Origin of the sequence: Actinomycetospora sp. CA-053990 (assembly GCF_050948445.1) — a bacterium.
Taxonomy (GTDB): domain Bacteria; phylum Actinomycetota; class Actinomycetes; order Mycobacteriales; family Pseudonocardiaceae; genus Actinomycetospora; species Actinomycetospora callitridis.
On sequence record NZ_CP192043.1, the window covers coordinates 3,819,790 to 3,832,318 of the forward strand.

Below are 12,529 nucleotides of genomic sequence, written 5' to 3' on the forward strand. Positions count from 1 at the left end.
CCGCCGCGCTCGGTGGGCCTCGAGGCAAGGACGGACGACGATGACCTCACCCGGTTCCACTCCCCCGCAGCGTCGCCGCACCCGCGTGCACCACCTCCAGGAGATGAAGGCGCGCGGCGAGCGGTGGCCGATGCTCACGGCCTACGACGTGAACACGGCGCGGATCTTCGACGAGGCGGGCGTGCCCGTCCTGCTCGTCGGCGACTCCGCCGGCAACACCGTGCTCGGCTACGACACCACCGTGCCGGTGACCACCGAGGAGCTGCTGATCCTCACCCGTGCCGTGGTGCGCGGCGCGCCGCACGCCCTCGTCGTCGCCGACCTCCCCTTCGGCAGCTACCAGGTCTCGGTCGAGCAGGCCGTGACCACGGCCGTCGAGTTCATGAAGAGCGGCGGCGCGCACGCCGTGAAGCTCGAGGGCGGCGCGCACTACGCCGACCGCATCCGCGCGATCGTCGACGCGGGCATCCCCGTGATGGCCCACCTGGGCTTCACCCCGCAGAGCGAGCACGCCCTCGGCGGCTACCGCGTGCAGGGCCGGGGCGAGGACGCGGCGGACAAGATGCTCGCCGACGCCCGCGCGGTCACCGAGGCCGGCGCGTTCGCGGTGGTGCTCGAGATGGTGCCCGCGCACGTCGCCAAGCGGGTGACCGCCGAGGTGCCGATCCCGACCGTCGGCATCGGCGCGGGACCGGAGTGCGACGCCCAGGTGCTCGTGTGGACCGACATGGTCGGCCTCTCCGACCCCGCGCGCCGCACGCCGAAGTTCGTCAAGCGCTACGCGGACATGGGCTCCGTCCTCGCCGACGCCGCGGGCTCCTACGCCCGCGAGGTGCGCGAGGGCGTCTTCCCGGGCCCCGAGCACAGCTTCGACTAGGTGGCCTTCGGCCATGTGAGCACTTCGGAGTGCTGGAGCACCTCGAAGTGCTCACATGGCGTCAGCCACCGTCCTCGCGACCAGGGCCGGGTCCTCGAGCGGCAGGGAGTGCCCGACGCCCGGCAGGGCGATCAGCTCGGCGTTCGGCAGCCAGCCGGCCAGCGTGCGCGTGGTCTCCTCGTGCGCCCTCGTGGCGGGCGCGGCGCCGTGGACCAGCGTCGTGGGCGTGCGGACCTGCCCCGCCGTCGACTCGTCGATCGTCCACTCCATCGCCGCGACGACCTCGTCGGCGAAGAAGAAGCGGGCGTCGCGGACGATGCGCTCCATCGCGTCGTCGCCGAGGCGCTGCCGGGCGACGGCGGCCCAGTCCGGCCCGCACACCCCGGTCAGGAACGTGTCGACCGCGCCCCGGAGGTCCCCGGACTGCGCGGCGCCCACAGCCGGCCCGACCGCCGTGCGCACGAGCTCCTCCGACGACGGTCCGGCCGGGCTCGGCGCCGGCTCCAGGAGCACCAGCCGCTCGACGGCCTCGGGCGCGTCGATCGCGCCCTGCAGCGCCATGCTCGCGCTCGAGGAATGCCCGACCCACGTGGCGCGCTCGATGCCGATCTCGCGCAGGAGCGTGCGGGCCTGGCGGGCGTGGTCGGCGAAGGTCAGGTGCGTCTCCGGCGTGGAGCTGTCGCCGTACCCGGCGCGGTGCACCTCGACGAGGCGCACCCCGTCGAGGGCGGGCTCGTCGAAGACGGGGGCGAACCAGTCGCCGAAGACGCCGGCGTGCAGGAGCAGGACGGGAGCGCCCGTCCCCCGCTCGCGGTAGCGCAGTCGGGCGTCGCCCACGTCGACGGTGCCGGTGGTGATCTCGCGTGTCTGTGTCATGGCTCCGACCCTGCTCGGCGCCGTGCCGCGGCGTATCCGTGAGGCTCACGGATCCAGGGCGCTCAGCGTGGGAGCCGGCTCCGCAACTCGACCCGGCTCGCCGCGCCGGTCTTGGCCAGGAGGTTCGCCACGTGGGTCTCGACGGTGCGCCGTGACAGGTGCAGCCGCGCGGCGATCTCCGGGTTGCCCAGGCCCGCGCCCACGAGCCGCAGCACCTCCATCTCCCGCCCGGTGACGCCCCGCGCCCGGAGCACGGGCGGGACGTCGACGACGTCGCGCTGGGGGCGCGGCACCGGCGCCCCGAGGCCCCGCAACCGCTCACGGCACCACTCCGCGAGCCGCACCTCCTCGGTGCCGGCCGCCCACGCCAGGACCTCGTGCAGGACGGGGACGGGGTCGCCGAGCACGGTGTGCTCGAGCAGGAAGCAGCGCAGGAGGTGGCGGAAGAAGGGCCGGTGGGCCAGGAGGTCGTCGGCCGCGGCGAGGTCGGGAGCGGGGTCGTCGCCCCGCTCGGCGGCGGCCACCGCGTCGCAGAGGTGCAGCGCGCCGCGGTTGAGCGCCTGGACCAGCACGTCGGAACGGCGCAGCTCCTCCCGCGGGCCGGCGTCGCCGGGCGCGACCGCCGTACGGAGCACCGCCCGCTCCCCCACCCCGGGGTCGGGCTCGTCGCCTCGGCGCGGCGCAGGTGGTCGACGGCCTCGTCGTACGCGGGCAGCGCGGCCGCGGTGTCGCCGGCGAGCCAGCGGTCGTGGGCCCGCCCGAGCGCGCGGGCGCTGGCGATGTGCACGGGGTTCGGGGCGAGCTCCGTCGCCTCGGTCAGCAGCGCGTCGGCTTCGTCGAGGCGGCCGTCGAACACCCGCCCGCGCGACACGAAGCCCAGCGCCTGAGCACGGGGGCCGTGCAGCCCCAGGCGGCCGGCGCGCTCGGCGACCCGCTCGGCCTGAGCCGCCGCGGCGACGGGACCGAGACGGCCGTTGTCGACGGCCACCAGCTGCAGCTCGAGCATCGTCGCGGTGCCGATCATGCCCGCCTCCTGCGCCAGCTCCCGCGCGCGACGCAGGGAGTCGCCGTCGCCGGTGCCGAAGATGTCGGCGACGCCGAGCTCGGAGAGCGCGCGGAGGCGCCAGTCGGTGAGTCCGTCCCGCTCGGCGATCTCCGCCGCGCGCCGGAACGCCGCCGCCGACCCCTCCGGGTCGCTGCGCCGCAGCGCCCGCCCGACGACCTCGAGGGCCTCGCAGGCGGCGTCGCCCCGGGCGGCGACCAGCGCTCGCTGTGCCAGGTCCACCGCGCGCGTCACCTCGCCCGTGCCCGCAGCGACGTGCGCGGCGACGGCGAGGACCCGCGGATCGTCGGGGTTCGCGGCGCGCGCGAGGAGGTCCTGCGCCTCCGCGAACCGCTCGGCCGCGACGCAGGCGCGGGCCAGGGAGACGGCGAGCGCGGGCCCGTCCGCCCGGCCGAGCAGGGGCCCGCCGACGGCCAGCGCCTCGTCGGTGCGGGCGGCGAGGGCGAGCACCTCGACGCGCTCGAGAGCCACCGGGACGCGGTGTCCCTCCCCCGCCAGCGCCGTCGCCTGCTCGAGGACCGCGAGCGCCGCCGACCGGGCACCCGCGGCCCGGTGCTCGCGGGCGTGGCGCAGGAGCAGGGCGGCGGCGCGGTCGGGGTCGCCGCCGCGGGCGTGCAGCTCGGCCACGCGGGCGAGCACCGGCCCGGCGAGGTCGTCCCGGTCCAGCGCGCGGGCGGCGTCGGCGGCGAGCACCGAGCGCTCGGGGCCGGTCAGCGTCGCGAGCACGGCGTCCTGGGTCAGGGCGTGGCGCCAGCGCAGCCCGCCGTCCGCCGTGGCGACGAGCAGGCGGGCGTCGACCGCGCGACGCAGGGCCGCGGCCGCCGTCGCCGCGTCGGTCCCGCGGGCCACCGGCAGCAGGTCCCACGGCAGGTCACGACCGAGCAGGGCCGCGACGCGCACGACGTCGCGGTCGCCGGGGGCGAGGGCGGCGACGCGATCGGCGACGGCGTCGGCGAACGCCTCGGGCACCTCGGTCGCCAGTGGGCCCGACGCGTGCCACCGGCCGTCGCGCCGCACGATCGCCCCCGAGTCGGCGAGGCGGGCCGCGAGCTCCTCGACCAGCAACGGCAGCCCGTCGGCGGCGCCCAGGACGTGGTCGCGGACGTCGTCGTCGGCCTCGTCGCCGAGCACCGCGCGCGTCAGGGCGGCGGCGTCGGACGGGCCGAGGCGCCCGAGGTCCACCGTCGCCACCCGGGCCCGGCGCAGCGGCGTCAACCCCTCGGGCGGCTGCTCGTCGGAACGCATCGCGCCGAGCACCCGGACCTCGGTGGTCGCGAGGCGCCCGGCGAGGTACTCGAGGACCGCGAGGGTGTCGCGGTCGGCCCAGTGGAGGTCGTCGAGGACCACGACGGCCCTGCTGACCCCCGCGATCACCCCGAGCAGCTCGCCGACGGCCTCGCCGAGCACCAGCACGGGGTCGACGAGGTGCGACCCGGCCCCGCCGTCGGCCGGTCCCGCCGTCCACGCGGGCAGGAGGCGGGCGAGGACGGCCCGGAACGGCGCGACGCGCTCGTCCTGCGCGAGGGCCGGCGACGCGGCGGCCGTCAGCGCCTCGGCGAGCGGGCGGAAGGCGCCGCCGCCGGGCACCGCGTGCCCGCGCAGCACCCGCGCGCCCGCCGCCGCGGCGCGGCCCGCGACCTCGTCGAGCAGCCGGGTCTTCCCGCTGCCCGCCTCGCCGGCGACGAGGGTGACCCCGCCGGGCCCCGACAGCGCCGCGCCCACCAGGACACCGAGCTCGTCGTCGCGTCCGACGAGCGGCGCCGCCCCCGGCCCGACCCGCATCGACCCAGTATGGCCCGCGGCCACGTGAGTGATCCGGGTCGTCGGGACGACCCGGATCACTCACGTGGCGTCAGCCGTCGAGGTCGGTGATCTTGATACCGGCGTGGACCTTGTAGCGGCGGTTGATCGCGATGAGGTTCGCCGTCAGGCATTCCACCTGGTAGGCGTTGCGCAGCCGCCCGCCGAAGACCCCGCGCACGCCGGGGATGGCGTCGGCGAGGGCCCGCACGACGTCGGTGGCCTCGCGGTCGTCGCCGAGCACGAGGACGTCGCAGTCGACCTTCGGCTGGTCGAGGTCGGCGAGCAGGACCGCGGAGACGTTGTGGAACGCCGCGGTCACGCGCGTCTCCGGGAGCAGCTGCTCGGCCTGCTGCGCGGCGCTGCCCTCCTCGACGGGCAGGGGGTAGGGCCCCTTCTTGTCGAAGCCGATCGGGTTGACGCAGTCGATGAGGATCTTGCCCTTGAGCTGCTCGGTGAGGCCCTTGAGGGTCTCGGCGTGCGACTCCCACGGGATCGCGGCGAGCACGACGTCGGCCTCGGTGGCGCAGGTGGCGTTGTCGGTCCCGCGGACGTGGTCGACGCCGGTGGCCTCGCAGTACTCGCTCGCCGAGTTCTCGGCGCGCTCGGCGGCCCGGGAGCCGATGATCACGCGGATCCCGGCGGCCGCCCAGCGCAGGGCCAGGCCCTTGCCCTGGTTGCCGGTGCCGCCGAGCACTCCGACGGTCAGGGTCGTCGGGTCGATGGCCTCACCGGATGACGGTGCACTCACGGGGTCGCTCCTCGTCGCAAACGGTCAGACTGGACTGTTTCTATCACGCCAAGACCTGCGCCAGCTCGGCGTGCAGCGCCGACACCGCCGCGTCCGCGGCCGGCACGGCGGTGAAGCCGTAGAAGCCGTGCACGAGCCCCGGGTGCTCGCGGCGGCGGGCGTCGACACCCGCCGCGATCAACGCGTCGGCGAACGCGTGCCCGGCGTCGCGCAGCGGGTCGAAGCCGGCGCTCGCGACGATCGTGGACGGCAGCCCGGCCAGCGACGGTGCGCGCAGCGGCGAGAGCCGGGCGTCGCCCCGGGGATCGTGGCCGGAGAGGTAGAGTTTCGAGCACGCCCGCACGTCGCGGGCGGAGAGCCAGTACCCCTCGGCGTTCTCGGCGAGCGAGGGGTAGCGCGCCTCGAAGTCCGGCGGCGGGTAGACGAGCAGGAGCGCGTCCGGGGCCCGGCCCTCGTCGCGCAGCGCCAGGGCGGCCACGGCGGCGAGGTTGGCACCGGCGCTGTCGCCCACGAGGGCGTAGCGCTCCGGACCGTCGGCCAGCAGCGCCCGGACCGCGGCGAGGACGTCGTCGAGGGGCGCCGGGAACGGGTGCTCGGGGGCGAGCCGGTAGTCGACGGCCACCACGACCGCGCCCAGGTCGTCCGCGAGCCGGTCCGCCGCCGCGTCGTACACGTCGCCGCCGCCCAGCACCCAGCCGCCGCCGTGGAGGAACACCACGAGGGCGTCCGACGTCCGCCTCGCGGGAGGGTGCGTCCGGACCGGCACACCGCCGGCCTCGCCCAGCTCGGGCACCCGCGCCGGGGCTCCCCCGGCCTCGCGCATCTGCGTGACGAACCGGGCGCGGGACTCGGCGACGGTGCCGTCGAACATCTCCGGCTCGTCGGCCCACCGGTCGAGCAGGGCACGGATGCCGGGGTCGAGGGCGGGTTCGGCGGCGGGTCCGGTCGGGGCACTCATCCGGGCCAGCCTAGGAGGGTTCAGGATCACCTTTCCGGGTCATCCCGTCCGATCGGGTGAGGGACGAAGATGTCGTCCGGCGGCGGGCCCAAACCCGTCGTTGCCGAATCGATACCGAAACCGCGGAACCTCCCTGGGTCCGCAGGCGTCATCCCGGTGTCGATCCCCGCGACGCCCCGGAGTTCTCCCGGCCCCCACGGCCGGTCACCCCGGCGCGGCACCCGACTCGCCCCCGCTGGATCACGAACTCGAAGGACCGGACGCACCCCGATGGCTCTCCCCTGGCCGCACAGCACGCCCACCCTGCCCCGTCCCGTGCCCGCCGCGCCGCACCCCGCGCCGGCCGGACGCACCGCGAGCCTCGCCGGTGTCGCGGATCGCGTCGGCACCGCCGCGCGTCGCCACCCGGCGCTCGGCCGCCTCGGCGCCCTCGCGACCAGTCCGGTCACCGCGCTCGTCGTCATGCTCGTCGGCCTGGCGCTGCTGTTCGTGCTGCCGATGGTCGGCCTGCCGTTCGTGGCCCTCGTCGTGCTGCCGGCCGTGGTGTACCACCTGCAGTCGGAGCGCCGGACCAACCTGCGCCGCCCGCGCCGCTGACCCCACGCCGCTGACCCCACGCCGCTGAACACAGCGCCGCGCCGGGTCGCGACAGATCAGACGAACGGCCCCGCCCCCGTGAGGGAGCGGGGCCGTCGGCGTTTCCGAGACCGGCCCGCCGACTCAGCCCTCCCCGTCCCCCGACGGTGAGGTCGTGCCGCCCGACGACGGCACCTCGGACGCCGGGGAGCTGCTGGTCGGGGTCTCGCTCGGGGTCTGGCTGGGGGTCTGGCTGGGGGTCTCGCTGGGGGTCTCGCTCGCCTGGGTCGTCGGCTGGGTCGTCGGCTCGCTGCTCGCCGGGGGCTGGGACGGGGACGGCGAGGTGGACGGCGAGCCCGTCCCGGTCGAGGTGGACGGCGCCCCGCTGCTCGTGGAGGTCCCGGACGTCGGACGCCCGCCACCACCACCGCTCCCGCTCCGGACCACCGACGATGGGCCGGCGGGAGCATCGGCCACCGGGCGCGGAGCCGGGACGCCGGGGCCGGGTGCGCCGGAACCGGGCGCCACGGACCCCGCGGGCTGCGCCAGGGGCTGCTGCTCGGAGCGGAGGGCGAGGTCGGCGACGGTCGGCGTGATCGTCGGTGAGGAGGTCACGGACCCGACCGGCGCCGCGGCCGGGGCACCCCACGGGAGCGGGGTGTCGAGCTCGGTGACGGCCCCGGGCATCGCGACGGTGGTCGAGGACTGGCTGATCGTCTGGTACACCGCCGTGCTCAGCGACGCCGCGCCCATCAGCCCGACACCGAGGGTCGCCGCGAGCCGGGTCCGTCGTCCCGCCCGCCCGCTCTCCGCGGTCGGCAGCGGATCGCAGGGCGTCTCGGACGGGGGCTCGAACACGGGGTTCCTCTCGTCGCGGGGCGCCACGCCGCCCCGAGCAGACATCCCGGGGCGGCGCCACTCAGTCCAACGCACCGGAGACGTGACGGAGGCTCGGACGATCGGGCGGAATGGGCGCGGCCCGGACGGCCCAGCGCCGTTGGGCCGGATCACCCCGTCGAGCAGCGCGAACGCCCGGCAGACCGCCTCGATCGAGTCACCCACCGTGAGCGCACCTCACGACGCGTGAGTGACGGCGCGCGGCCGCCCGCCACGGGCGGCCCTACCATCGGCTCGCGTGACCGCCGACCAGCTGCCCGACGACGAGGCCTCCGCGTCCACGAGCGAGGCCACCCCGGCCGGGGCCACCACGCCCGGCAGCGCCCTGCAGGCACCGGCGCGTTCCGCCTCCCGCGCGTGGGACAACGTCCGCCACCTGGTGACCGAGGGCCACCTCGCCGACACCAGCCGGATGCCGCGCCTGCCGGTGCTCACTGCGGACGGCTACACGGTCCACCGCTACGAGCCGACGGTCGCCCCCGACGCGTCCCTCGCGCCGCTGCTGCTGGTGCCCCCACTCGGGGCCCCGGACTTCGCGTTCGACCTGCGGCGCGGCACGAGCCTGGTCGAGGACCTGCTCGCCTCGGGCCGCGAGATCTACATCGTCACCTACGAGGCCTCCGGCCGGGCCGCCGACCGGCGCGGCCTCGAGCTGTGGGTGGACGAGATCCTCCCGGCGGCCGTCTACGCCGTGTCGGACCGCCACGAGGGCACGGCGGTCCACCTCGCCGGGTGGAGCCTCGGCGGGCTGTTCACCCTGCTCTGCGCCGCCAGCGGTGTCTCCGGCGCCCCGATCCGGTCGGTGACGGCCTTCGCGTCCCCGGTCGACGTGTCGGCGGTGCCGCTGGTGGCGCCGTTCCGGTCCGTCGCGGAGTACACCGGCGGGCGGATCTTCTCCACGGCCTACCGGACGCTCGGCTCCTTCCCCGCGAGGGCGGTGAAGTGGGCGTTCCAGCTGACCAGCGTCGAGCGCTACCTGACCAAGCCGGTGACGCTGCTGACCCACCTCGACGACCGGGAGCTCCTCGAGCAGATCGAGGCGGTCGACCTGCTCATGGCCAGCATGACCGCCTACCCCGGGCGCGCGTTCGGGCAGATCTACCACCACGTGATCCGCTCGAACGACCTCGCCGAGGACGACCTGCGTCTCGCCGGCCGTCCCGTCCGGCTGGCCGACGTCCGGGTGCCGGTCCTGCTGGTCGCAGGTGCCGACGACGTCATCGCGCCGGTCGCCGCCGTCGAGCGCGCGACCGACCTGCTCACCGCGAGCCCCGACCTGCGCTTCGTCGTGCGCCCCGGCGGCCACCTCGGCGTGCTCGCGGGTCGGCGGGCGCGCGAGAACTCGTGGCGCGACCTCGAGACGTTCCTCGACGACCACGACGGGCCTGAATGACACGGATGTGGTTCACGGCCCCCTGCCGGTCCGTGGACGTCGCGCCTCCCGTACGGTCGGCGCCGCTCCCTGGCACCCCGAGGAAGGACCCCGATGGCCGAGACCCTCAAGGCTCGCCTTCTCGACTCCGACCGCCGCGGCGCCGTCGTCGAGGACCTGCAGCTGCTCGTCGACGCGGAGGTCGCGAACAAGAGCGGCCTGTCCGGCGGCATCGTCAAGACCGGCTACGCCGCGGTGAAGAAGGTCAAGCCGGGCATCATCCCCGAGGCGATCGACAAGATGCTCGACGAGTTCGTCGAGCAGCTGGAGCCCTTCTGGGCGACGTTCACGACCGAGGCCGCCGGTGACTTCGGCACCTTCCTGGGCACCCGCCCGCAGGAGGCCTCCGAGGCCCTCCTGACCGTCACCGACCGTCGCGCCGAGCGCAGCAACCGCGCCGCGATCACGTCGGTCTACGGCAAGCTCCGCCCGAAGGCCCAGGAGAACGTCATCGAGGCGCTCCCGGGCCTCGGCGCCGTGATCGAGAAGCACGCCCGCGCCTGAGCTCCCCAGCTCCCCACGACGGCCTCGGGGCCGCGGACCGTTACCCGACGGTTCCGTGGACCCGGGGCCGTCGTGCGTGGTGAGGTGATCCAATGCACATCCTCACGGTCCTCTACCACCATCCCGCCGACCCGGCGGCCTTCGACAAGCACTACGAGTCGACGCACGCGCCGTTGGTCGGGCCCATCCCCGGTGTCAGGTCCTTCACCTATCGGCACTGCGCCTCGCTGGACGGCACCACGCCGCCGTACTACCTCATCGCCGAACTCGCCTTCGACTCGCTCGAGGACCTCCAGGGCGGGATGGAGTCGGACGCGGGCCAGGCGGCGGTGGCCGACGTGCCGAACTTCGCGGGCGACAACGTGACGATGTTCGTCGCGCACGACTAGTCCTCCTCCTCTCCTCTTCCGCGACGGGACTCGAGCCTCTTGACCTCGAGTCCCGTCGAGGTCGGACGCTCGGTCCCGGCACCGCTCCCGATCTCCGGAGGACCCCATGTCGACCCCCGCACCCTCCCGCTTCCAGGACGCCTACCTCACCGGCGAGCCGCCGTGGATCATCGGCGAACCGCAGCCGGCCGTCGTCGCCGCGGAGGCCGAGGGGCTGCTCCACGGCCGCGTGCTCGACCTCGGCTGCGGCACCGGGGAGAACACCCTCCTGCTCGCCGCCCGCGGCTACGACGTCGTCGGCGCCGACTCGGCCCCGGCCGCCCTCGACCGCGCCCGCGCGATCGCCGCCCACCGCGGGACGGCGGCGACGTTCGTCGAGGCCGACGCCCTGCACCCGTCGGAGCTGCGGGGATTCGACACCGTGCTCGACAGCGCCCTGTTCCACATCTTCGACACCGACGACCAGGGCCGGTACGCCGACGCCCTGCGTGACGTCGTCACCGCCGGCGGGCGCGTCGTCGTCCTCGGCCTGGCCCCCGGCCCGGCGTTCGGGCCCGAGGTGTCCGACGACGACCTGCGGCGGGCGTTCTCCCGTCCCGGCTGGACGCTCGAAGACCTGCGCGAGAGCGTCTACCGGGGCCGTGTGCCCGACGAGGCGCAGGCCGAGATGCTGCGCGTGCCGGTCGGCGGGCACGTCGACCTTCCCGCCTGGCTCGCGATCGCCCGGCGCGACTCCTCGGGCTGAGTCACGCCGCGAGGTGCTCCGGACGCACCGTGCCGGCGAGCTCCGCGAGCATCGCGATGTTGAGCTCGAAGGCGTGGCACGCCTCGTCGACGACGCGGACGCGCTCGACGTCGTCCCACGGGGCGGCGTCGAGCAGCGCGCGGTAGCGCGTGCGGAACGGCGGGACCGGGCCGAGCGCGGCGAAGTCGTAGAACCGCGACCCGTCCCCGGTGACCCCGTAGGTGCGCGTGAGCAGCCCGCGGACCGCCTGCCCGCCGGCGAGGTCGCCGAGGTAGCGCGTGTAGTGGTGGGCGACCCACCCGGCGGGCCAGTGCTCGACCGTCTCGCGGATCCGCTCGACGTAGGCGGCCGTCGCGGGCAGCGCGGTGAGGTCGTCGGCCCAGTCGGGGCCCCGGAGGTGGGCGAGATCGGCCGCGATGGCGTCCCGTCGCCGCAGCGCGTCGACCACGAACCCGCCGGCGACCGGGTGGTCGCGGAGGCGATCGGCCCCGTCCTCGAGGGCGCCGTAGATGTGCCAGTACTGCACGACCAGCGTCGCGTAGTCGTCCAGCGGCAGGCGCGCCCCGAACAGGGCCGCCATGTACGTGGAGTGGTGCGCGCGGTCGTGGGCCGCGGCGGTCGCCCGACGCAGGACCTGGGAGAAGGGCTGGTGCTCGCTCACGGTCCGCCTCCGGTGTCGCCGGTCTCCGTGACGACACTAGGGTCCGCGCGCGGGTAAGGCTAGCCTCACTCGCGCCCGGGCCCGGTCTGGGAGGCTCCTGCCGTGCGGGTCGCGGTCACGGGTGCGAACGGGTTCGTGGGGCGCGCGGTGGTGTCCGCGCTGGTCCGCGCGGGTCGCGACGTCGTCGCCGTGACCAGGTCCGGGGCCGTCCCCGGCGTCGTCACCCGGAACGCAGCACTCGACCGGCCGGACGAGGTCGCCGCCGCGCTCGCCGACGTCGACGCCGTGTGCCACCTCGCCGCGGTCGTGCGCGTCCGGGACTCGCTCGCCGACCCGCTGGGCACCTGGCGCACGAACCTCGGCGGCACCCGCGCGGTGCTCGGCGCCCTGCGACCGGGGGCGAGGATCGTGCTCGCCTCCACCGCGGCGATCGGTGACGACCACCGTCCCCTGCCCCACCCCTACGGCGCCGCGAAGCTCGCCGCCGACCTCGCCGCCCGCGACGCGACGGTCGGCGGAGCGCTCGGCGCGATCTCGCTGCGGCTCGCGAACGCCGCCGGGCCGGGTGACGCCGACCGGACCCGGCTGGTCCCGGCGATCCTCGCGGCGGCCTCGGAGCCCGCGGGTGAGTTCGTCGTCAACGGCGACGGCTCGGCCGTGCGCGACCTGGTGCACGTCGCCGACGTCGCGGACGCCGTCGTCGCCGCGCTCGACATCGCGGAACCCGGGTCGTACCGCGCGATCCCGATCGGCAGCGGGACTCCGGTGTCGGTCGCCGCGATCCTCGCGGCGGCCGGGCGGGTCCTCGGCCGACCGGTCCCCGTCCGCCACCGCGAGGCCGCCCCCGAACCCGCGGCCGTCACGGTCGACCCCGCCCGCGCCCGCGAGATCCTGGGCTGGACGCCCCGACGCTCGGGGCTCGATCGGATCGTGCAGGACGCGTGGGAGGTGTGGACCCGCTGAGGGTCCGGCGTTGTCGGGGGTCGGTTCTAGGATCGAA

At 75.9% G+C, this 12,529-nt stretch carries 13 protein-coding genes and 1 pseudogene; 8 read left to right on the forward strand and 6 right to left on the reverse strand.

The genetic code is table 11. The features are described 5' to 3' along the window. The first annotated feature begins 40 nt into the window (after nucleotides 1-40). Nucleotides 41-877: a 3-methyl-2-oxobutanoate hydroxymethyltransferase gene (gene panB / locus ACQPYN_RS19610; RefSeq protein WP_433026353.1), complete on the forward strand. Its 837-nt coding sequence runs from the start codon at nucleotides 41-43 to the stop codon at nucleotides 875-877. 51 nt (nucleotides 878-928) lie between these two features. Here the strand turns inward: panB and ACQPYN_RS19615 are convergent, their stop codons facing one another. From ACQPYN_RS19615 to ACQPYN_RS19635, 5 genes and pseudogenes are all read right to left on the reverse strand, one after another. After that, nucleotides 929-1,753, reverse strand: coding sequence for an alpha/beta fold hydrolase (locus tag ACQPYN_RS19615; RefSeq protein ID WP_433026355.1), 825 nt, complete (start codon nucleotides 1,751-1,753; stop codon nucleotides 929-931). Nucleotides 1,754-1,815: 62 nt separating this feature from the next. Continuing rightward, nucleotides 1,816-2,388: a helix-turn-helix transcriptional regulator gene (locus tag ACQPYN_RS19620; RefSeq protein WP_433026358.1), complete on the reverse strand. Its 573-nt coding sequence runs from the start codon at nucleotides 2,386-2,388 to the stop codon at nucleotides 1,816-1,818. Nucleotides 2,389-4,145: 1,757 nt separating this feature from the next. Then, nucleotides 4,146-4,598, reverse strand: a pseudogene (locus ACQPYN_RS19625) (ATP-binding protein); the annotation flags it as partial. A gap of 70 nt (nucleotides 4,599-4,668) precedes the next feature. Then, on the reverse strand, nucleotides 4,669-5,367 hold the full coding sequence (gene npdG / locus ACQPYN_RS19630; protein ID WP_433026361.1) for an NADPH-dependent F420 reductase: 699 nt from the start codon (nucleotides 5,365-5,367) through the stop codon (nucleotides 4,669-4,671). Nucleotides 5,368-5,410: 43 nt separating this feature from the next. Further along, nucleotides 5,411-6,325 (reverse strand): alpha/beta hydrolase fold domain-containing protein, encoded by a 915-nt coding sequence (locus tag ACQPYN_RS19635; protein WP_433026364.1) that lies wholly within the window; start codon nucleotides 6,323-6,325, stop codon nucleotides 5,411-5,413. Between the two features lie 270 nt (nucleotides 6,326-6,595). On the opposite strand from ACQPYN_RS19635, the gene ACQPYN_RS19640 reads away from it, so the two are divergent. The 6 genes from ACQPYN_RS19640 (at nucleotide 6,596) to ACQPYN_RS19665 (ending at nucleotide 10,868) form a co-directional block, all read left to right on the forward strand. Beyond that, on the forward strand, nucleotides 6,596-6,922 hold the full coding sequence (locus tag ACQPYN_RS19640) for a hypothetical protein (protein ID WP_433026367.1): 327 nt from the start codon (nucleotides 6,596-6,598) through the stop codon (nucleotides 6,920-6,922). A gap of 154 nt (nucleotides 6,923-7,076) precedes the next feature. Continuing rightward, nucleotides 7,077-7,988 (forward strand): hypothetical protein, encoded by a 912-nt coding sequence (locus tag ACQPYN_RS19645; RefSeq protein ID WP_433026370.1) that lies wholly within the window; start codon nucleotides 7,077-7,079, stop codon nucleotides 7,986-7,988. Nucleotides 7,989-8,036: 48 nt separating this feature from the next. Next, a complete protein-coding gene (locus ACQPYN_RS19650) occupies nucleotides 8,037-9,191 on the forward strand; it encodes an alpha/beta hydrolase (RefSeq protein WP_433026373.1) in 1,155 nt (384 codons plus the stop codon). A 93-nt stretch (nucleotides 9,192-9,284) separates the two neighbouring features. After that, a complete protein-coding gene (locus tag ACQPYN_RS19655) occupies nucleotides 9,285-9,734 on the forward strand; it encodes a DUF6918 family protein (RefSeq protein WP_433026376.1) in 450 nt (149 codons plus the stop codon). 92 nt (nucleotides 9,735-9,826) lie between these two features. Further along, nucleotides 9,827-10,123: an EthD family reductase gene (locus tag ACQPYN_RS19660; protein ID WP_433026379.1), complete on the forward strand. Its 297-nt coding sequence runs from the start codon at nucleotides 9,827-9,829 to the stop codon at nucleotides 10,121-10,123. A gap of 106 nt (nucleotides 10,124-10,229) precedes the next feature. Beyond that, complete coding sequence (locus tag ACQPYN_RS19665) at nucleotides 10,230-10,868, forward strand: class I SAM-dependent methyltransferase (RefSeq protein ID WP_433026382.1); 639 nt, start codon at nucleotides 10,230-10,232, stop codon at nucleotides 10,866-10,868. Between the two features lies 1 nt (nucleotide 10,869). Here ACQPYN_RS19665 and ACQPYN_RS19670 read toward each other — a convergent pair whose 3' ends face one another. Then, the gene (locus tag ACQPYN_RS19670; protein ID WP_433026385.1) at nucleotides 10,870-11,529 is read right to left on the reverse strand and encodes a heme oxygenase (biliverdin-producing); all 660 of its coding nucleotides are present in this window, start codon (nucleotides 11,527-11,529) and stop codon (nucleotides 10,870-10,872) included. A 102-nt stretch (nucleotides 11,530-11,631) separates the two neighbouring features. On the opposite strand from ACQPYN_RS19670, the gene ACQPYN_RS19675 reads away from it, so the two are divergent. Next, nucleotides 11,632-12,492, forward strand: a complete 861-nt coding sequence (locus ACQPYN_RS19675; protein ID WP_433026388.1) for an NAD-dependent epimerase/dehydratase family protein — start codon at nucleotides 11,632-11,634, stop codon at nucleotides 12,490-12,492. Nucleotides 12,493-12,529: the final 37 nt, after the last annotated feature.

Bases quoted from the DNA above. Each gene is read 5' to 3' on its own strand.
- ACQPYN_RS19615 (WP_433026355.1), bottom strand. From the start codon at position 1,753: ATGACACAGACACGCGAGATCACCACCGGCACCGTCGACGTGGGCGAC.
- ACQPYN_RS19665 (WP_433026382.1), top strand. From the start codon at position 10,230: ATGTCGACCCCCGCACCCTCCCGCTTCCAGGACGCCTACCTCACCGGC.
- ACQPYN_RS19635 (WP_433026364.1), bottom strand. From the start codon at position 6,325: ATGAGTGCCCCGACCGGACCCGCCGCCGAACCCGCCCTCGACCCCGGC.
- ACQPYN_RS19655 (WP_433026376.1), top strand. From the start codon at position 9,285: ATGGCCGAGACCCTCAAGGCTCGCCTTCTCGACTCCGACCGCCGCGGC.
- ACQPYN_RS19660 (WP_433026379.1), top strand. From the start codon at position 9,827: ATGCACATCCTCACGGTCCTCTACCACCATCCCGCCGACCCGGCGGCC.
- panB (WP_433026353.1), top strand. From the start codon at position 41: ATGACCTCACCCGGTTCCACTCCCCCGCAGCGTCGCCGCACCCGCGTG.
- ACQPYN_RS19640 (WP_433026367.1), top strand. From the start codon at position 6,596: ATGGCTCTCCCCTGGCCGCACAGCACGCCCACCCTGCCCCGTCCCGTG.